Origin of the sequence: Cupriavidus sp. BIS7 (genome assembly GCF_000292345.1) — a bacterium.
Lineage (GTDB): Bacteria > Pseudomonadota > Gammaproteobacteria > Burkholderiales > Burkholderiaceae > Cupriavidus.
Genome location: NZ_ALOU01000035.1, coordinates 19,541 through 37,766, shown reverse-complemented (window position 1 = coordinate 37,766; position 18,226 = coordinate 19,541). Strand labels below are relative to the sequence as shown.

Genomic DNA, 18,226 nt, shown 5'->3' with positions numbered 1-18,226 from the left:
GCCTGGGCCGCACGAATCAGCACGCCACAAACAAAATCCCCCGGACGATGCCGGGGGATCTGCTGGGCGGAAGAGCTGAGGATTACCTGTGTCGCTCATGCATCCATTCGCGGATGCTTCTGTAGTCGCTTACATGTTGCCGCCGTCGGCTCACGCGCCGTCGGTGAACGCGTCGCGCTTATCCACCACACTCGCGCCATCGGTGTAGACGTCGCGCTTATCCACCACGCGTGCGCCGTCCGAATAGACGTCAAATTTCATGCCCCCGTCCGTATATGGGTCTCGCGGCCCCATGGTGCTGGCGCCGTCCGTGTAGACATCCCGTGGCCCGATCCCGGCATATGCCGTACCAACGCCAATCGCCGCGCTCGCCCCAACGAGCAGTAAGAGTGTCTTGATCATTTCTTCACCTCCTGTCCACGTGGTTGCAGGGTCCGCGAACGAATTTTTTTCGCTCCGGCTTTGAATGCGTACGTTCGCACCACTGCACTGTACGTGTTGACGGTGTGTGGATGAATAAGGCACTGATCTGAAAAGCGGATAGGGGATTGCCCTATCTGAAAGGGCGGGAGGCGCTGGCCGATTTCGTTTGGCAGACCTTTCCGCACCGCAGCGTTCTGGCATAGATTCAGAGCAGACATTGCTGCCGCACGCAGCGCAGGTGAACGCTTGATTTGCCATAAATTAACTGGACTTTGGCTTTTGTAGCAGTATTGTCGTTTTATGAAGCGAGAAGAATGACTTGACGGTCTGTCCCGAGAATTTGAGGCAAACATGGTCAGCAATCCGCACAAGTCGAGGCTAGGCCTCCTCATTCAAACCGGAGTTGTCGCGTTGGCGTACTTCGCGGGTGCGAAGCTGGGACTCATGTATGCCGTAGTGGGCGGTGCGGTGTCCCTGGTGTGGCCTTCCAGTGGAATTGCTCTCGTTGCGCTGCTAACGATGGGACTGAGCATCGCCCCCGGCATTGCAATCGGTTCCATGCTGGCCAACATGTCGGTGGGGGTGCCGGCGATAGTCGCGGCGGCGATCGGCATTGGCGCAACGACTGGCGCGCTGACGGCCACATTGTTGTTGAAGCGAGTGGCCAGGTTCCAGATCACCCTCGATCGCATCCGGGACGTGCTCGCCTTCATCATCATTGGCGCAACAATCAGCACTGCAGTGAGCGCACTGATTGGTGCAACCGCCCTGCTGGCCGGGGGCGTGGTGTCGGCAAGCGAGTACCGCACCGCCATTCTGAAATGGTGGCTCGGTGACATGATGGGGGTTCTCGTGGTGGCCCCCCCATTGCTGAGCCTGTTCGCGTACCGGAGCCCCTTTCGCTCCGCGCCGCAGGTCGTGGAAGCGTGCGGACTGGCAATAGCGATGCTGTGGGCGAGCTACCTGATCTTCGGCGCTCCGCAGCTTGCCGGGCATGGCTACTATCCCGCGGCGCTGGCGGTGTTCCCGTTTGTTGTCTGGGCCGCGCTCCGCTTCGACCACCTTGGCACGAGCCTCGCAACCTTGATGGTCTCGATCATTGCCATCTGGGGTACTGCGCAGGGCACCGGCCCGTTTGCCGCGGATCTTCCCGTGGACAGCCTCGTACGATGGTGTGCATTCGCGAATGTCGTGGCGGTGACCGGACTGCTGCTCGTGGCGGCGCATGCGCAGGAAAGACGTGCCCGTAGCCTGCTGGTGGAATCGCATATCGAACTGGAACGGCGCGTGCAGGAGCGTACCTGGGACCTGGAGCAGGCAAACATCGCACTGAAGCTGCAGATGGCACGGCGTCGCCGGCTGGAAGCGGAGTTGATCCGGATCGGCGATCATCAACAGCGGCTTATCGGCCGGGAGATCCACGATGGGCTTGGGCAACACCTTACCAGCCTGGGTTTCTATTGCACCACGCTGAGCCAGCAACTGCAGAAGCAGGGACACCCGGCCGCAGCGGAGGCGGCCAAGATCGTCGAACTGGTCAGTCAGGCGTCGCTGATGGCGCGCAAGATTGCCCATGGCCTCGATCCGGTTGCGATGGAATCCGGTGGGCTTTCCGCTGCGCTGCAAGGGCTGGCACAGACGACTGGCGCACTGAACGGCATTGACTGCAAGCTCCGCATTGCCCAGGACGTGGGGCCGCTGGATTCGCCAATGCAGATCAACCTGTATCGGGCGGCACAGGAGGCCGTCAACAACGCGCTGAAGTACAGCCACGGCCAGCGCATCTGGATCGATCTGGAACGCGAAGGCGGCATGCAGAGGCTTTCCATCAGCGACGACGGTGTGGGGATTGAAGCGGGCCAGGTGGAGTCGGCATCGGGACTGGGGCTTCATAACCTGCGTCATCGCGCGAGCCTGCTCGGCGGCTCGTGCGCGGTCACCCGCAATGCCTTCGGTGGTACCACGGTTGCAATCAGTTATCCGATTCCGGGGAGCCCGGGCCATGCAAGCCAAGCCATGTAGCCAGTGCCACGCTGCCAAGGTCCTTATCGTGGATGACCATCCCATCATCCGCGAGGGGTTGGCCAACTTGCTGAATCTGCACGAGGATCTGCATGTCTGCTGTACGGCCGGCAGCGCCGACGAAGCGCTGGAGCAGATGGCCTGCGAGCCTGACATGGCCATTGTGGACCTGAGCCTGCACACGGACTCCGGTCTGGATCTTGTCAGGACACTTCGGCAACATCACCCGTGCCTGGCGATTCTCGTCCTCAGCATGCATGATGAAACGCTGTTTGCCGAACGCGCGCTGCGCGCCGGGGCAAACGGGTATCTGATGAAGCTGGAGGCCACGGAACATATCATGCGCGCCATCCATGAGGTGCTGGCAGGCAACATCTACCTGAGTGCGGCAATGCACGGCAAGCTGGCGCGGGCGCTGACCGTTCCAAGGAAATGCGCGGATGGCGCCGTGCAGAGCCTTTCGGAACGCGAGTTCGAGGTTCTGCACCTGATCGGACTTGGCTTCAGCACACGCGAGATCGCTGGGAAGCTCAACCGGAGCATCAAGACCGTCGAGACGCATCAGGCCAACATCAAGGAAAAGCTGGATATCCCCAATGGCAAGGAATTGATGCGCTTTGCCATCCAGTGGATCGAGAACCAGTAAGCACCAGGCAGGCATGCGCCGATGCGTGATTGCAACGTGCGACCACGCGTCGCAGGCTGCCTTCCTCGGTGCGCAAGGCGCACAGTGGGATAATCCGTGCCGCAAATATGGCGCTCCCTGCCAGTTGCAGTGGCGCCCACTCAACTTTTGCCGGAATTTTCGGGGCAAGGCTGTTGCGGGGCCGAGCTTTCTCATTGGCATCAGCATGGCATCCAGCCGGTTTTCACTTCTCCTAGCCGTTTCCACCGCCGCGCTGCCCATGGCCGCGCAGGCATGCGCCACCTGTGGCTGCTCGCTCAGCGCCGATGCCGCGATGGGCTACTCATCGATGCCGGGATGGCGCATCAGCCTTGACTACAGCTTTATCAACCAGAACCAGTTGCGCCACGGTACGGAAGCCGTTCCGGCCTCGCAGGCCGCCGCGATCAACGACGCCGGCGGCAGCCAGGAGGTGGAGAAGCAGACCATCAACCGCTACTACAACCTTGGCCTGAGCTATAGCCCGAACAGCAGCTGGAACTTCAGCACGATCGTGCCGATTATCGACCGCAGCCATACCACGTATGGCAACGCCACCTCCGACCAGCTCACGCCGGATAACGTGAGCGGCGTCACGGCCAGCGGGCTTGGCGATATCAGGCTGATCGGCACGTATCAGGGCTTTCTGCCTACGCGAAACCTCGGTGTGCAACTGGGCGTGAAACTGCCGACTGGCGCGTACGGCGGCCAGAATGTGGTTACCGGTGCCACCGTGGGGCGCCCGGTGTTTTTCTCGTCAGGCCCGAATGCCGCTGCGGGCCAGGCGCTTGACGCAAGCCTGCAACCGGGTACGGGCAGCACCGACCTGATTCTTGGCGCGTACTACTACCAGCCAGTCAGCCAGAATTTCGACGCGTTCGTGAACGGCCAATTCCAGGCGGCGGTGATGCAGCGGCTGCATGACGTGAATGCCGACTACCGTCCCGGCAATCTGCTGACCGTCAGTTCCGGCGTGCGCTATGTCATCAACCCGAAGGTGGTGCCGCAGCTGCAGTTCAATTTCACCAACAAGCGGACGGACCAGGGCGCACTTGCCGATACGATCAGTACGGGAGGCAGCGTGCTCTACGTGAGCCCTGGCGTCACCGTTGCCGTAGGCGAGCACGTGACCATGTACGCCTTCGTCCAGAAGGCGATCTACAGCAATCTGAAGGGGTATCAACTGTTCCCCCGCTGGACCGGTAACGCGGGGGTGTCTTATGCATTCTGACCTGACTTCCCGCCGCAACTGGTTGCGCCGTGCCTCCGCGCTCGCGTGCGCGCCTGCGCTTGGTGGATGGCATGCGCTTGCCCATGCGGACAGCCTGGCGGTTGGCCGGCCCGCACCGCCGCTGGCACTGCGCACGCTGGACGGACGCACCATCGATACGCGAGACCTGCATGGCCAGGTGGTGATTCTGACGTTCTGGGCAACCTGGTGCGGCCCGTGCCATACGGAACTGCCTGTCTTGTCGGCATACGCCGCGGCCCACGCCAGGGAGGGGCTGACCGTGCTCGGCTTCAGCCTGGACACCCCGGATTCACTCGCCGACGTGCGCAAGATGGCTTCCAGCCTTGCGTTTCCGGTGGGGCTGCTCGGTGGAGCCTATGCGGGCGGCTACGGCCGGGTCTGGCGCCTGCCCGTGAACTTCACGATCGACCGCGCGGGGATGCTTGCCGATAACGGCTGGGACGACGACAGTCCCGCGTGGACAGCCGAGCGGCTTGAGCACATCGTGACGCCTCTGCTCAGACGGTGATAAGGGGGCGGTGAGCCCTGCGTCCCGACGTATCGATGTGCCGCCGGCGCTACCAGCCGCCGGGATTCGTGGCCGAGAAACAATTTTTCGGGACAGGCGTCCTACCCTTTGAGGGGCGCCGGCCGCGAAGACGTGCGGCTTCGGGGGCACCGGCGCGCCAATGTTCCGCGATTCTCAGGAGACTCGAGATGGGTAGCAAAAAGAACACGATTTGCCTGTGGTACGACCGCGACGCCCTGGACGCCGCAAACTTCTATGCTCAAACGTTCCCCGACAGCGCAGTTGGCGCGGTCCATCGCGCGCCGGGAGACTACCCCAATGGCAAGGAGGGCGATGTGCTGACAGTCGAGTTCACCGTTGTCGGCATCCCCTGTCTGGGGCTCAATGGCGGTCCCCATTGCAAGCACAACGAGGCCTTTTCCTTCCAGATTGCGACGGACGACCAGGCCGAAACCGACCGCTTGTGGAATGCAATCGTCGGCAATGGCGGCCAGGAAAATGCCTGTGGCTGGTGCAGGGACCGCTGGGGCTTGTCATGGCAGATCACCCCGCGCGCGCTGACCGATGCGGTAACCAGCCCCGACCGCGCGGCGGCAAGACGCGCATTCGAGGCGATGATGACGATGAGGAAGATCGACATCGCCGCGATAGAGGCGGCACGGCTGGGCCGCAGCCAGCCCTGAACTCAATCGATCCAGTTCACCTTGGGGAAGCGCGCCGCGAAGCCTTCCGGCATTGGCACCACGCGCGTGGTTGCGTAGTCGAAGAAGACAAAGCCGGACTTGGCCATGGCGATCAGGGCGCCGTCCTGCGGCCGGGTAATGCGGAAAATGATGTCGCCGCCGTACCTGTTGAAGTCCATCACGCCCACTTCGAACAGCAGTTGGTCTCGGGCGTGGGCTTCCTTGCGGTACATCGTCGCCAGGTCCGTGACGATGATGCCGGCGCCGTCCACACGGTCGCCTTCGCTGCCGTATTCATAGAGAAATCGTGCGCGCGCTTCCGAGATCATCGAGATCATCGAATCGTTGGCCAGATGGTTGGCTGCGTTGATGTCGGTGACGCGTACGGTCAGGTGGGTGGAATAGCAGAACTGGTCGGCGGGCAGGTCAAGCTTGAGGCGGGCCATGGTCAGACGTGGGACAGTGGATCGAAAAAGGCATTCATCTTAGACGATTCACACTGTCCACCGGGTCCACCGGGACAGTCGATGCGGCGCGGGCCTACCTGTCCCGTGTGGTGCTGACACCGGCATCGACCGTGCCGTACACGGTGACGCTGGATTGCCGGTCACCAGACCCGCCTGCCGTTGCGCATCCCTGAATTGCGGCCAGTAGAAGTGCAAGACCGATTGCGCCGAAGATTGTCTTATGCATGCCGCTTTCCAATGTCGTTCAAAGCAGTGTTCGACGGCGACACGTCACGGAAGGTTCCGCTGGCGCAGCGGTTGTAGGACAACCGGCTTCGCCCCCCCGAAAAATTTTTCGCCCCGATGTCACACACAAGGGGGGCTCGCTCGTCATGTCATCGGAACCTCACACAACAGGAGATGGAACCATGACTGCAAAATTCGACCCGTTCGCCGCCGCTCCCGCCCAAATGAAGTCCTGGATGGGCATGTCGCTTGCCGTTGCGTCAAGCCTTGAGCCGGGCCTGGTGTCGCTCGTCGAAGTCCGCGCATCGCAGATCAATGGCTGCGCAAACTGCATTAACATGCACACGGCTGATGCGCGCCAGCGAGGCGAGACCGAGCAACGGCTGTACCTGCTGTCCGCCTGGCGCGAGGCGCCGTGCTACACGGATCGCGAACGCGCGGCGCTTGGCTGGACCGAAGCATTGACCCGGCTTTCCGAAGGTCATGCAATCGACGGTGCGCGTACGGCGCTCAACGCCCACTTTACGGAGGAAGAGCAGGTGAAGCTCACGCTCATGATCAACGTGATCAATGGCTGGAACCGCCTTGCGGTTGGCTTCGGCCTTTGGGTCGATCCGGCGGTAGCCAAGGCCGCCGCCAAGGCGTTTGCCTGATGCCGGACGCCAAACTCGCCGACGCCGCGGCTAGTTTCGAGCCACTGCGGCACAAGCTGATCCGCGTCGCATACCGGATGCTCGGGTCGGTCGCGGAGGCCGAGGACGTGGTGCAGGACGCGTTCATCCGCTGGATGAACGCCGAGCGCGCCGAGGTGCGCGTGCCCGAAGCGTTCCTGCGCCGCATGGTGACGCGGATGTGCCTGGACGAACTGAAGTCCGCGCGGCTTCAGCGCGAGACCTACATCGGCCCGTGGCTGCCGGACCCTGTCGTCGAGGAGGACGAGCAGGAGGACGTCACGCTGCCGCTGATGCTTGCGCTGGAACGGCTGTCGCCGCTCGAGCGCGCGGCATTCCTGCTCCATGACGTATTTGGGCTGGAGTTCGACGAGGTTGCGGTGACAATCGAGCGCGATCCGGCCGCTTGCCGCCAGCTGGCAGCGCGGGCGCGCGCCCATGTGAGGGAATCGCGCCCGCGCTTTCACGTGGAGAAGCAGCGCGGCATCGAGCTTGCAAAGGCGTTTTTCGATGCGTCGCGCAGCGGGGACATGAGCGCGCTCGGTGCGATGCTGGCCGCGGACGTCAGCCTGCATGCGGATGGCGGCGGCAAGCGGCCGGCCATTGGCCACCCGGTGCTCGGCTTCGATGAAGTCCTGAAGGTGCATACGCAGCTGTCGAAGTTCTTCCAGAAGAACGGCTCGACCTTCGTGCGCGCGTGCTTTATCAACGGGCTGCCCGGCTTTGTCACGCGTGAGGCCGATGGCGAACTGCAGACCACCGCGCTCGATATCGAGAACGGCATGATCGCGGCGATCTACGTCATGCGCAATCCGGACAAGCTGCGGCACCTGCACTAGACAGACAGCACAGTGCTGCCGCATCCCAAAGGAAATGGCCACCGCCCGAGATAACCGGGCGGTGGCCATTGTCATTCACACACGTTCATGCACGTTCACGCTACGCGCTTCAATAGCGTGCGTCGGCCGGCTTCTTGTCCTTCGGCCAGTCCTTGACCTTCCCGGCGAAATCGGGGCGAGGCATGTGCGTGAAATACTCGGCTACGTCGACGGCTTCCTGATCGCTCAGGCCCCCTTGCCCCAGCGGGAATCCCGCATGGAACGCGATTGGCATGTTGCGCTTCACAAATGCCGCAGCCGTATAGGTACGGGCCATCCCCGCGCCGATATTGAACGACTCGTCGCCCCACAGCGGCGGGTAGACCCATTTGCCGCCGGCATTCCTGATGCCTTCCCCGTCATTGCCGTGGCACAGCGCGCACTGCGCGGCGTAGATCTTCTTGCCGTTCTCGACGTTGGGCACGATGCTCTGGTCGAGCTTGCCCACGCCGCGTCCTTCCACCTTGTCCTCGGGCCTGGTCTCGCGCTTCATCCAGTCGAAGTACGCAACCATGGCTTTCATCTCCGTGGAGTCCAGCGGCAGCGGCTTGCCATTCATCGAGCGCAGGAAGCAACCGTTGATGCGGTCTTCCAGCGTGATGACACGCCCCGCGCGTGCCGCGTAGCTCGGGAAGAACGCCGATATGCCGACGTAGGGAGACCCATTCGCAACCGTGCCCGCATTCAGGTGGCAACTTGCGCAGTTCAGCGCGTTGCCAACGTTCCGGGGCAGCATCTCATGCGTGCTGATATTCAGCCGGGCTCCCAGCACCAGTTGCTCGGCGTTGGATTCCTTCAGCATGTCGGCCAGCCGTGGCGTCTCGAACTTGCTGTTGTCGAGCTTCCTGACGTCGAGCTGCTTGCGCATATCGCGCACGGCGGATGCCGAGATCGGCCTGGCCGTTGCGTTACCCCAGCTTTTGCGCGTGAAGTTCAGGATGTCGGCAATCTCCTGGTCGCTCAGGCGCGCGAATGCGGGCATGGTCAGCACGCGCGCGTTGCTGACGGTCTGTGCGGAGCGCCAGCCGGTCAGCGTGATATGCAGCAGCGTCGAGGGGTCCTCGGAACGCAGGACCGGATTGCCGGCCAGCGGTGGGAACACGTTCGTCACGCCGGCGCCGTCCGAGCGGTGGCAATCGGTACAGAACTGCAGATAGCCAAGGCCTCCGCGAGACGTATAGATATCGGCGGGAACTCTTGATTCGGCCGCAGCAGCGGGGGCGGGGGCGAACCCGGCCCCCGCGTGGGCGCCCGGCGGAACGACAACAGACGCCGGCCCCTTTGCCACCTGCATCGGTTTGTCGTACTTCGTTGCCGGCAGCGACTTCAGGTAGACGCCAATGGCCTGGAGATCGTCGTCCGCCATGTACTGGGTACTGTGCTGCACCACATCGACCATGTTGCCCGACACCGTGCCGTGGCTGTTGCGCCCGGTCTTGAGCATCTGCGCGGTATCGTCGGGCGTCCACAAGTTGCGCAGGCTCAGCGCCCGCCAGCCCTCAACGGTTTCGCCCGCCAGGAAATACTTGCCCGCACTACCGGCATCGGACATTGCCTTTTCCTGGAAGCCAACGCCACGGGGTGTATGGCAGGCACCGCAGTGCCCAAGTCCCTGCACGATGTACGCGCCCCGGTTCCACTGCGCGCTTTGCGTTGCATTGGTCTGGAACGGCTTGCTGTCGAGGAACATCCAGTTCCAGACCGACAGGCCCCAGCGCTGGTTGAACGGGAAGGACATCCCCAGCGGCCGGTTGGCCTGTTCCACAGGCTTTACCCCGTGCATCAGGTATGCGAAGAGCGCGCGCATGTCGTCGGGCGCGATCCTGGCATAGGACGGGTAGGGCATCGCCGGATAAAGGTTGTGGCCATCGGCCGCCACGCCCTTGCGCATCGCCCGGTCAAATTGCTCGAAGCTGTATCGGCCAATGCCAGTCTTTGGGTCGGGCGTGATGTTCGTCGAATGCAGCGTGCCGAACGGCGTCTCCAGCGGCAGGCCGCCCGCCAGCGGTTTGGATTTGTCGTTGCCCGTATGGCAGGCAACGCAATCACCCAATCGGGCTACGTAGCGGCCGCGCTCCACCATTGCCTTGGTCGCGGCATCGAGGTCGGCGCCATAGTTGGCCGGCAGATCGTCGATCACTTGCGGTGCCGTGGCGTTCTTTGAGAGGGGCGGTGCCACCTGCGCGGCGGCATGCAGCGAGCCAATCGTCAGCAATGCGGCAAGTCCATATTTCAAGCGCGGCAGAACCTGGGAGACGGGATGTTTCATGAGGTAGTTATCGACGGCGAAATTCGAAGCTCGACGCTCGGGTCTCTGAATCGCCTGCACGTTCGCCGTTCTGTTTTTCAAGTTTTTACGATTCATTGTCGTCGGGCGATGTCGATGCGAGCATTGATTGCCGTCAAGACGGCCAATAACGCGGTACGGTGCGAAAGAGGGGTACCGAAGCCGTGGTCGTTGGCGCGTAAGCGGACCTGCCCTGCTATGCTGGTATCGTCGCCTCACGGCCGGATTGCCGGCTGTGTCCAGCGCGTGTCCAGCGCGTGTCCAACGGCTCGAACGGTGGTCAGTCCCCATGCCAAGCAAGCCTTTGCTGAGCCAGCATCCGGAGTTGTCCGCGGTGCACGTCTACCTGATCGGCCTGGCACTTGGCTGCGCTACCGGGGTCGACTTCTGGGCATCGGCGATGATGGGCGTGGCCGGCACCCATATTCGCGGCGGCGTGCACGCTTCCCCCGAGGACTTCCTTTGGGCGTTGACGTCGTATGCGGCGGCAGCGGTGGTGGCCAACCTCATGCTGCGCCGTCTGGCGCATGACATCAGCTATCGCGGATTCACGCTGGCGGGGCTGGTCATCGCGGCCGCCGGTGCGGCCCTCTGCGCATTGAGCCGCAATCCGCTCGAACTCGCGCTGGCTCGCGCGGTCCAGGGCTTCGGCGCCGGTGGATTGTTCGCGGCGTCGCGCATCATCATCCAGCTGGCCGCCGCACGCGAGGAACGTCGTCCTCTCTTTATCGGATTCAACATCGGCAGCATGGGGCTGCCTGCGGCGGCGCCGTGGGTGACGGCGCAACTGGTGGAAAGCGCTGACTGGCAGATGGTGTTTGTGCTGCAGGCGGCGATTGCCCTGGTGACGCTGATCTTTGTGCTGGCCACCTACCCGCCAAGGCTGACACGCACGCTGGCGCCGTGGGATGTCGATTACCACGCGATGGACTGGGTGACGGTGGTCCTGTTCGGCATCGGCTCGCTCGTGCTCCTGCATGGTCTGGGAGACCTTCGGTTCTATGAGTTTGCAAGCTCGCCATCGGTGGCGATTACTCCGGTGGCCGGCGTGGCGTTCTTCGTCGTGGGCATCGCCCATCTGCGCCGCCACCCGGACCCGTGGCTCAATCCCAGGCTGCTGCTGGGCCGCCGCTTCCTGATCGGACTCTCGTTCTATGCGATCTACTACCTGCTGAGCGGGCTGTGGACGTATGTCATCTCCACGATGCTGCAGAACGGCCTGGGGTTCACGTTCCAGACCACGGGAACGGTCCTGAGCACCACTTCGGTGCTGGGCTTCACCGCAGCCGCCGCATTCACGCTCTGGGGCACCGGCTTGCCCGGAGCGCGGCGCTATATCGCGCTCGGCTACCTGATCTTCGCGGCTGCCGCATGGCTGCTGTCCCAGCGAATGATGCCGGGCGCATCGATCGCGGTCATCCTGCCGGTGCTGGTGATGCAGAGCCTGACGCTGCCGTTCGTACTGATGCTGGTTGCCGGACTGACGTGGGCGGAATTCAGCGTGGACGACTTTGCCCACGGCTACCAGTTCAAGAACATCGTGCGGCAGATTGCGTCGGCAGCCGGCACGGGGCTGGCGAGCCTCTGGCTGCAATACGACGAAGCCATAGCGCGTACGCAACTGGTTGCGTCGGTGACGGTGTTTGACTTCCCGCAGGTCGAGCCGGCCGAGCTTGAACGCCTGTCGCGGCTGATCGATCAACAGGCCACGCTGATCGGGACCAGCAATCTGCTGGTGCTGCTGGCCTTTGCCTGCGGTGTCATCGCGATTGTCGCTGTAACGCAACGAAGCCTGAAGTAGCTACCCCCATCCACGTGGCGTAAGGCGCGCTTGCAGAGGCAAACGTGCCTCTGCGTACGCTTGCCGGGTTTACGTTTCTGGAAGTTTCCGGCGCGAGATCACATCATGGATTGATGGAACCATCGGCGTGCCGCCTGGCCATTTTCAAACGGGTGCGACAAAAGGAAATCATCAGGCACACCGCGTCTGCGCCGGATGCTCGGCAAATGCATTTCAGGCATGTCCACATGTCTGCCATTCAATGCACAAGAAGAAGCAGAGGAGATCCAGATGAAGCCGAAGTGCCTTGCATTTGCTGTGCTTTGTGCGGTTTCCGGCCTTGGCCACGCGCAGTCTGCCGTGACGCTCTACGGTGTTGTCGACGCGAACCTTGAGTTCGCCAACCATGTTGGCCAGGTTCCGGTGGCCGCGAACGGATTCAACCCCGGTCCAGGACGCGACGTCTTCCGCATGGACTCCGGCGGTGTATCCGGTTCGCGCTGGGGCCTGCGTGGCATGGAGGATCTTGGCACCGGCCTCAAGGCGATCTTCGTACTGGAAAGCGGTTTCAATCTTGATTCCGGCACCTCGCAGCAGAGCGGGCGCCTGTTCGGCCGTCAGGCGTTCGTAGGTTTGCAGAGCACATATGGCCAGCTTTCGCTGGGTCGCCAGTACGCGTCACTGTTTGAAGCGCTGGCGAACTTCGCTCCGGCTGCCTATGCCACGCAGTACGAGCCTGTCGTGGTCATGGCCGGCGCCAACTTCCGTGAAGACAACACGATCAAGTACACAGGCAACTTCGGACCCGTCACGGCCATCGCGCATTGGTCGTTCGGTACGGGCCTGGCGTTGCCGCCCACGGTTGGTGCGCCCATCATCCTCGGCGGCAATGGCGAAGTGCCGGGGCAGTTCCGGCGCGATACCGCCTATGGCGCGGCACTGGTCTACAGCACCGGGCCGATCGGCGTCGTCGTTGCCTATGACCAGTTCAACCCCACCATCGCGCCAGTGGCGCAGCCCACCAATGCCGGTACTGGCACATTCAAGAAGGCGACGATCGGTGCCAGCTACGCGTTCGGCGCGGCCAAGATCATGGGCGGCTATCGCTGGGGGCAGAACAAGAACCAGGTGGGCAGCGAATTCCTGCGTGACGACTTCTACTGGATTGGCGGGACGTATCAGATCACGTCGGCCGTCGGGTTCACGCTGGAATACAACTACGACAACGTCAAGAACCAGTTCGGCGATACGCACCAGGCCAACCCCTGGCAGATTTCCGCCATCTCCAACTACTCGTTCTCCAAACGGACGGATGTCTACCTGACGGCGGCCTATACGAAGAATGCGGGGCTTGCCATGGAGTCCGCCGCGATCTTCTATGCCAACAGCCTGTCACTGGGCAACAGCTACGCGCTGGGCAACGGGCAGAGTTCAATGTTCGGCATCGCGGTCGGCCTGCGTCACAAGTTCTGAGCCTCCGGCCCGGTAGCGATTGCGCGGGCTTCTGGTCGCGCTGGCTTCGCCTGGCATTGCCGGGCGAAGCCGCATCATCGCGCCGCCGGCCAGCCCGGCAAGATGGGCCGCGGCAAGCGGCGGGGCGCCCAGCCATGCTGCATCGGCCGCGCTGCCGCCATCTAACCATTGCCAGACAGCGCGGACGACTAGCGCAGCCAGCACGAGCGCTGCGACAGCCTCGCCCCGCGCGCGCGGCAGCAGCGCCAGTGCGGCCAGGCCGTAGTTGATGCCCGAGAAACCGGCATAGTGCTTCAGGCCGGGCAGCATGGCGAACAGGACCAGGCCGATGAACATGCCGAGCAGCACGCTGCAGCGCCACGCGCGCAGCGGTGCGGGCAGGATCATGGCCAGCGCCGCCACGCCACCCACATTGAGCAGACAGTGCGTCCAGCCGAGATGCACGAAGTGGCCGGACACCAGCCGCCATAGCTCGCCGCCCGCGATGGCCGTGCGTTCATAGCGCAGCGCATCGGCCACCCCGGCACCGCCCGCCTGCAGGGCAAGCATCAGCACGGCAACGGCCAGGAAACCCGGATGCATCGGGCAGCGCGCTCGCCAGCCGGGCCAGCGGCGCGCCCATGCACTCAGGGTTGCCTTCAAGCGTGCTTTCCGGCCTGCTTTCCAGCGTTCCATGGGCGGCGTCGTGCCAGTACGGCCACACTTGCTGCCAGCATCAGTCCCATCAACGGATCGAGCGAACCGGCACCCGAGTCGTTCGAATCATTGCCTGCGTTGCCTGCCGATGTGCCTCCGTTCGTGCCTCCGTTCGTGCCACCCGAAGTTCCGGCGCCCGTGCCACCATCGCCCGCCGCATCCGTGCGCAGCGCAAAGTCCACCAGCACCGGATCGTGGTCCGAGGAGCGGTACGGGTCCGGCGCATAGTAGGTCTGCTGCTGCTCGGCGCTCTTGTAGGCGAACGAGTATTCCAGCGCGATCGGCTCGTCGGCATTGATGTGCCACTCGTGCACGGCGCGTACACGCTCAGCCAGGCCGGCGGTCGCAAGCGCATGGTCGATATAGCCCGACTCGCCGCCGAACACGTAGCTGTAGGCGTCCTTGCCGACGAACTTCGCCACCATGTCGGCGTAGCCCTTGTCGGCGAACAGCAGCACCGGGTCTTCCTTGGCGTAGCTGTTGAGATCGCCGATCAGCAGCTTGCCCACGTCGGCCACGCCGGTTGGCGAGGTGGCCAGCCAGTTGGCGATCAGGCCGGCCGCGCGCAGGCGGGTCGGGTTCCAGCAGCTTTGGCCGTCGCCCTGGTCGGCATCGGTGCCGGTGGCGCCCGTGCAGCCCTTGGACTTCAGGTGGTTGACCACCACGGTGAAGTTCTGCGTGCCGCCGATGCGGCGGAACGTGCGTGCCAGCGGCTGACGGTTCTTGTCGTCGATGGCAAGCGTAGCCGCCACGCCCACCGGTTCCACGGTGCGGCTGTTGTAGATGATGGCCACCGTGATGGCGTCCCCGCCGAGCTTCGGCACGCCCGGATCGACATAGCGCCAGTCGGCGCCAAGCTGGCTGGTCAGGCGGCGAATGGCGCTCAGGTCGCCGTAGCCGTCGTTCTCGATTTCCATCAGCCCGACCACGTCGGCGTTGATGGCGCGGATTGCCGCAACGATCTTGGCTTCCTGACGCTCGAACTCGGCCTGCGTCTTGGCGCCGCGATTGTTCGGGTCGTCGAAGCCGGCGCCCTTGCCGTCGCCATTGAAGTAGTTCAGCACGTTGAACGAGGCCACGCGCACGTCCGCCTGTGCGTGGCGCGTGGGGGCGCCGGTGCGCGGATTGGTAGCGGCATTGAATACCGGGGCGGCGGCACCGGGCACCGGCTGCAGACGCCACGCGTTGTAGCGGATTTCCAGTACGCCTTGCGCGCCGCTGACCGTGTACCCGGCACGCACCGGGTTGGCTGCGGACAGGCCCGGGGCCGGGTAGGGCACCGCACCGGGGTTCTGCTGATTGGAACCGTCGTCAAGCACCAGGCGGTTCAGCGCGTTGGCGGCGGCCTGATCGGCTGCGCCGCTCTTCGCCGGGGCCACGTTGGTAGGCAGTGGCAGGCGCCCGTTGCTGAGCAGCACGCTGCCATAGCGCCCGAGTTCATAGGTTTCGCTGACGGTCAGCGTCTGCGGCAGGCGTACCAGCATGCCTTCGTAGGCCGCCAGCGCCGTGGTGCTGGCCAGCGGCAGCGTGACATCGACCGGCGTCACACTGTGACCGCCGGAGCAGCTTGCGAAGCCGCCCGTGGCCAGCGTCAGTTGCGTCTGCCCGTACTTCTCCTCGACCTTGCCAACCAGGTGGACCAGGTCGCCTGCGCGGGCCGTTACGCTGGGCGCATAGACGAACAGGCCCTCTGACACACCGGGCAGCCTGCGGCGCTGCGCGTCGGGCTGCTGCACGAAGAAGCCGCTGAAGCCGCCGGCACCACTGTAGTCGGCCGTGACCACGGCTTCGATCTCGACGTTCTGGCCGGCCATTGGCGAAGGCGTCACCGCGCCCTGTACGTCCGCGATATGCGTCGCAGCGGCGCCACACACCGCCAGCACTGGGGGCGGCGCAACGCTGCCCTGGCCGTTGTACAGGCCAAGGTCCGAGAAATCATCAACGTTGAACGAGTCCCACTGCACGGCCGGGTCGAAGACCGCGGTGGTGTCGGTATCGCCCTGCTTCACCGCGCCCTTGCGGCGCAGCGTATGGTCCATGGTGCCGGCGGTAGCCGTGCCCCAGTAACCGGACGGCGGGCGGTAGCCGACCTGGCCGATATGGTCTACCACGGTGCCGGAGCGCGTCAGCGTAATCGCGTCGTCGCCATTGAACGTGAACGTCACAGTCTGGTTGACCTTCGACCCAAGCACGCTGGCCAGCGTGCCGTGGGCCATCACATGGACCGATCCCGGTGCCAGCTTGCCGGCAAGCTGGAAGGACGTGGTGGGCGCGGTGGCGCCGTTGTTGTACTGCTCGATCTTGTACAGCGACAGGTCGGCTTCGGTGGCATCGGGGTTGTAGATCTCGATGGCCTTGTTGTTCGACGTGCCTTCTACGTATTCGCTGATGATCAGCTCGGCATGGGCAGGCAGCGCCATGAGGAGCGCGGCTGGAACGATGTAATGCAGACGCATGGGTTTGGCTCGGGGGGAAGGGTTTGACAGCGCACGGATTGTTCTACTGACAGCAAAGCGCGGAATGCTAGGCGGCTTCGATGACGCGACAATGACTGCCTGGCATACATTTGCCCCGACCCGCGCCGGGCCTTCCTCCCGGTGCCCGGGCGTGTTTTACCCACGCTGCGTGACAAGGCTGTGGCTTGTTGTGCTCTCTGGTTTGATTGCCAGAGTCCTTGTTGTGAGGTGGTGGTCCCGGCACCTGCGATGACGCCAACCCCCGATCACGCAATAACGAATTGTGCAGACCGGTGGAATCTTCCCGGTTGCCTGCTGCTCTAACCGGACTATTCAATGCTCACCCTGGCAAGAGTGCCGGATGAGCCGCCAGCGCCCTCAGTTAACTCCCCGAAGTCCGCATCTGGAGCACACCCTTGGACGTTGCCATTGAACTGACCACCCGGGTCGGCGTACTGCTTTTTTTCATCTCGGTATGCCATGTGATCGCACAACGGCTGCGGCTGCCCGACCCCATCATCCTGACCGGCGCCGGTGTCTCCATCGGCTTCGGCTACATCGCGCTGCAGCACTTTGCGCCGGCATTCGCCGCCAACACGATTGCGCCGTTCCTGTCGCCGTCCATGCCACCGGAGGCGTATCTGTGGATCTTCCTGCCTCCGATCCTGTTCCAGGCGGCGATGGAGGTTGATACCAAAGGTTTCTTCGCCGACCTGGCGCCGATCCTTCTGCTGGCCGTGGGCGCTGTGCTTGCGGCCACGCTCGGTGTCGGTGCGATGGCCTACCTGACCAGCGGCCAGGGCATCATCGTCTGCCTGCTGCTCGGGGCGATCGTCAGCACCACGGACCCCGCCACCGTCATCTCGCTGTTCCAGAGCAGCGGTGCGCCCGCGCGGCTGATCCGCCTGGTAGAGGGCGAAGCCCTGTTCAATGACGCGGCCGCCATCGCCATCACGACGCTGCTGACGGGCGCCATCGCGGTGCTGCCTGCTTCAAGGGCCGAAAGCTATCCCGTGGCGCAGTTCGTGCTCACGCTGCTTGGCGGCTGTGCGGTTGGCGCGATCATCGGTGTGCTGTTCGTGTTCGTTTCAGGCGCGATGCGCAGCCTGCCGTTTGCCGAGTACTCGCTGTCGCTGGCGCTGCCAAACCTGATCTATCCGTTTGCCGAGCGCGTGCTGCATGTGTCGGGCGTGGCAGCTGTGGTGTGCGCGGGGCTGGTGGTCGGGCGCATGATGCTTGCCAGGCGCCCTCCATCGCACGTCAAGCTGTTCCGCGATCTCTGGCGGTATCAGGCATTGATTGCCAGCGCGGCGGTGCTGCTGCTGGCAACCGCTCACGTGCCGACGATGATCGACGACCTGCGCATGATCGATATCGTCGTGCTGTTCCTCGTGCTGGCCGCGGCGGTGGCCAGCCGGCTTGGCATTCTCACCGTGTGCATGCCGATGATGAGCCGCATCGGCATCTGCAAGCCATTGCCGATGTCGCACCAGTTGCTGATTGCCTGGGGCGGTGTGCGCGGTCCGGTGACGCTGACACTGGCCATCTGCCTGGCCCGCAACCAGTCCCTTGATCCCGACACGCGCCACTTCGCGGCAGCGATGGCCGCTGGCTTCGTGCTGCTCAACCTGTTCTTCAACGGCCTGACACTGAGGTACTTCGCACGGAAGCTTGGGGTTGCGATGCCCGAGAACCGGCCGCGCGCAGCGAGTGAAGGCGTGGTGAACTAGCTGGCCGCTCC

The 18,226-nt window shown here is 63.7% G+C and carries 16 protein-coding genes; 10 read left to right on the top strand and 6 right to left on the bottom strand.

Going from position 1 to position 18,226, the window contains the following annotated elements:
- Positions 1 to 150: 150 nt before the first annotated feature.
- Positions 151 to 402 (bottom strand): hypothetical protein, encoded by a 252-nt coding sequence (locus B552_RS0112805; RefSeq protein ID WP_019449422.1) that lies wholly within the window; start codon positions 400 to 402, stop codon positions 151 to 153.
- Between the two features lie 372 nt (positions 403 to 774).
- On the opposite strand from B552_RS0112805, the gene B552_RS0112800 reads away from it, so the two are divergent.
- The 5 genes from B552_RS0112800 (at position 775) to B552_RS0112780 (ending at position 5,552) form a co-directional block, all read left to right on the top strand.
- The gene (locus tag B552_RS0112800) at positions 775 to 2,445 is read left to right on the top strand and encodes an MASE1 domain-containing protein (protein ID WP_026035605.1); all 1,671 of its coding nucleotides are present in this window, start codon (positions 775 to 777) and stop codon (positions 2,443 to 2,445) included.
- Positions 2,426 to 3,091, top strand: a complete 666-nt coding sequence (locus B552_RS0112795; RefSeq protein WP_019449420.1) for a response regulator transcription factor — start codon at positions 2,426 to 2,428, stop codon at positions 3,089 to 3,091. The genes B552_RS0112800 and B552_RS0112795 overlap by 20 nt, the downstream gene beginning before the upstream one ends.
- A 205-nt stretch (positions 3,092 to 3,296) precedes the next feature.
- A complete protein-coding gene (locus tag B552_RS0112790; protein ID WP_019449419.1) occupies positions 3,297 to 4,340 on the top strand; it encodes a hypothetical protein in 1,044 nt (347 codons plus the stop codon).
- The gene (locus B552_RS0112785; RefSeq protein ID WP_026035604.1) at positions 4,330 to 4,869 is read left to right on the top strand and encodes a TlpA disulfide reductase family protein; all 540 of its coding nucleotides are present in this window, start codon (positions 4,330 to 4,332) and stop codon (positions 4,867 to 4,869) included. Before B552_RS0112790 ends, B552_RS0112785 begins: the two co-directional genes overlap by 11 nt.
- 188 nt (positions 4,870 to 5,057) lie before the next feature.
- Positions 5,058 to 5,552 (top strand): VOC family protein, encoded by a 495-nt coding sequence (locus tag B552_RS0112780; protein ID WP_019449417.1) that lies wholly within the window; start codon positions 5,058 to 5,060, stop codon positions 5,550 to 5,552.
- 2 nt (positions 5,553 to 5,554) lie between these two features.
- Here B552_RS0112780 and B552_RS0112775 read toward each other — a convergent pair whose 3' ends face one another.
- Both B552_RS0112775 and B552_RS29070 read right to left on the bottom strand, forming a co-directional pair.
- The gene (locus tag B552_RS0112775; protein ID WP_019449416.1) at positions 5,555 to 5,998 is read right to left on the bottom strand and encodes a thioesterase family protein; all 444 of its coding nucleotides are present in this window, start codon (positions 5,996 to 5,998) and stop codon (positions 5,555 to 5,557) included.
- Positions 5,999 to 6,092: 94 nt separating this feature from the next.
- The gene (locus B552_RS29070; protein ID WP_193352184.1) at positions 6,093 to 6,245 is read right to left on the bottom strand and encodes a hypothetical protein; all 153 of its coding nucleotides are present in this window, start codon (positions 6,243 to 6,245) and stop codon (positions 6,093 to 6,095) included.
- 181 nt (positions 6,246 to 6,426) lie between these two features.
- Here B552_RS29070 and B552_RS0112770 point away from each other — a divergent pair, with 181 nt between their 5' ends.
- Both B552_RS0112770 and B552_RS0112765 read left to right on the top strand, forming a co-directional pair.
- Entirely contained in the window at positions 6,427 to 6,897 is a 471-nt protein-coding gene (locus tag B552_RS0112770; RefSeq protein ID WP_019449415.1) for a carboxymuconolactone decarboxylase family protein, read from the top strand.
- Positions 6,897 to 7,754, top strand: coding sequence for a sigma-70 family RNA polymerase sigma factor (locus B552_RS0112765; RefSeq protein WP_019449414.1), 858 nt, complete (start codon positions 6,897 to 6,899; stop codon positions 7,752 to 7,754). The genes B552_RS0112770 and B552_RS0112765 overlap by 1 nt, the downstream gene beginning before the upstream one ends.
- Before the next feature lie 109 nt (positions 7,755 to 7,863).
- On the opposite strand, the gene B552_RS0112760 is transcribed toward B552_RS0112765, so the two are convergent.
- On the bottom strand, positions 7,864 to 10,062 hold the full coding sequence (locus B552_RS0112760) for a c-type cytochrome (RefSeq protein WP_035879789.1): 2,199 nt from the start codon (positions 10,060 to 10,062) through the stop codon (positions 7,864 to 7,866).
- Positions 10,063 to 10,369: 307 nt separating this feature from the next.
- On the opposite strand from B552_RS0112760, the gene B552_RS0112755 reads away from it, so the two are divergent.
- Both B552_RS0112755 and B552_RS0112750 read left to right on the top strand, forming a co-directional pair.
- Positions 10,370 to 11,881 (top strand): MFS transporter, encoded by a 1,512-nt coding sequence (locus tag B552_RS0112755; protein ID WP_019449412.1) that lies wholly within the window; start codon positions 10,370 to 10,372, stop codon positions 11,879 to 11,881.
- A 270-nt stretch (positions 11,882 to 12,151) separates the two neighbouring features.
- Positions 12,152 to 13,333: a porin gene (locus B552_RS0112750; RefSeq protein WP_026035601.1), complete on the top strand. Its 1,182-nt coding sequence runs from the start codon at positions 12,152 to 12,154 to the stop codon at positions 13,331 to 13,333.
- Here B552_RS0112750 and rrtA read toward each other — a convergent pair.
- Both rrtA and B552_RS0112740 read right to left on the bottom strand, forming a co-directional pair.
- A complete protein-coding gene (rrtA, locus tag B552_RS0112745; RefSeq protein ID WP_019449410.1) occupies positions 13,292 to 13,975 on the bottom strand; it encodes a rhombosortase in 684 nt (227 codons plus the stop codon). The two genes, B552_RS0112750 and rrtA, sit on opposite strands and share 42 nt — an antisense overlap.
- Positions 13,972 to 16,485, bottom strand: coding sequence for an ExeM/NucH family extracellular endonuclease (locus tag B552_RS0112740; protein WP_019449409.1), 2,514 nt, complete (start codon positions 16,483 to 16,485; stop codon positions 13,972 to 13,974). Before B552_RS0112740 ends, rrtA begins: the two co-directional genes overlap by 4 nt.
- A gap of 416 nt (positions 16,486 to 16,901) precedes the next feature.
- Here B552_RS0112740 and B552_RS0112735 point away from each other — a divergent pair, with 416 nt between their 5' ends.
- A complete protein-coding gene (locus B552_RS0112735) occupies positions 16,902 to 18,215 on the top strand; it encodes a cation:proton antiporter (RefSeq protein WP_019449408.1) in 1,314 nt (437 codons plus the stop codon).
- Positions 18,216 to 18,226 lie beyond the last annotated feature (11 nt).

Bases quoted from the DNA above. Each gene is read 5' to 3' on its own strand.
- B552_RS0112805 (WP_019449422.1), bottom strand. From the start codon at position 402: ATGATCAAGACACTCTTACTGCTCGTTGGGGCGAGCGCGGCGATTGGC.
- B552_RS0112800 (WP_026035605.1), top strand. From the start codon at position 775: ATGGTCAGCAATCCGCACAAGTCGAGGCTAGGCCTCCTCATTCAAACC.
- B552_RS0112795 (WP_019449420.1), top strand. From the start codon at position 2,426: ATGCAAGCCAAGCCATGTAGCCAGTGCCACGCTGCCAAGGTCCTTATC.
- B552_RS0112790 (WP_019449419.1), top strand. From the start codon at position 3,297: ATGGCATCCAGCCGGTTTTCACTTCTCCTAGCCGTTTCCACCGCCGCG.
- B552_RS0112785 (WP_026035604.1), top strand. From the start codon at position 4,330: ATGCATTCTGACCTGACTTCCCGCCGCAACTGGTTGCGCCGTGCCTCC.
- B552_RS0112780 (WP_019449417.1), top strand. From the start codon at position 5,058: ATGGGTAGCAAAAAGAACACGATTTGCCTGTGGTACGACCGCGACGCC.
- B552_RS0112775 (WP_019449416.1), bottom strand. From the start codon at position 5,998: ATGGCCCGCCTCAAGCTTGACCTGCCCGCCGACCAGTTCTGCTATTCC.
- B552_RS29070 (WP_193352184.1), bottom strand. From the start codon at position 6,245: ATGCATAAGACAATCTTCGGCGCAATCGGTCTTGCACTTCTACTGGCC.
- B552_RS0112770 (WP_019449415.1), top strand. From the start codon at position 6,427: ATGACTGCAAAATTCGACCCGTTCGCCGCCGCTCCCGCCCAAATGAAG.
- B552_RS0112765 (WP_019449414.1), top strand. From the start codon at position 6,897: ATGCCGGACGCCAAACTCGCCGACGCCGCGGCTAGTTTCGAGCCACTG.
- B552_RS0112760 (WP_035879789.1), bottom strand. From the start codon at position 10,062: ATGAAACATCCCGTCTCCCAGGTTCTGCCGCGCTTGAAATATGGACTT.
- B552_RS0112755 (WP_019449412.1), top strand. From the start codon at position 10,370: ATGCCAAGCAAGCCTTTGCTGAGCCAGCATCCGGAGTTGTCCGCGGTG.
- B552_RS0112750 (WP_026035601.1), top strand. From the start codon at position 12,152: ATGAAGCCGAAGTGCCTTGCATTTGCTGTGCTTTGTGCGGTTTCCGGC.
- B552_RS0112740 (WP_019449409.1), bottom strand. From the start codon at position 16,485: ATGCGTCTGCATTACATCGTTCCAGCCGCGCTCCTCATGGCGCTGCCT.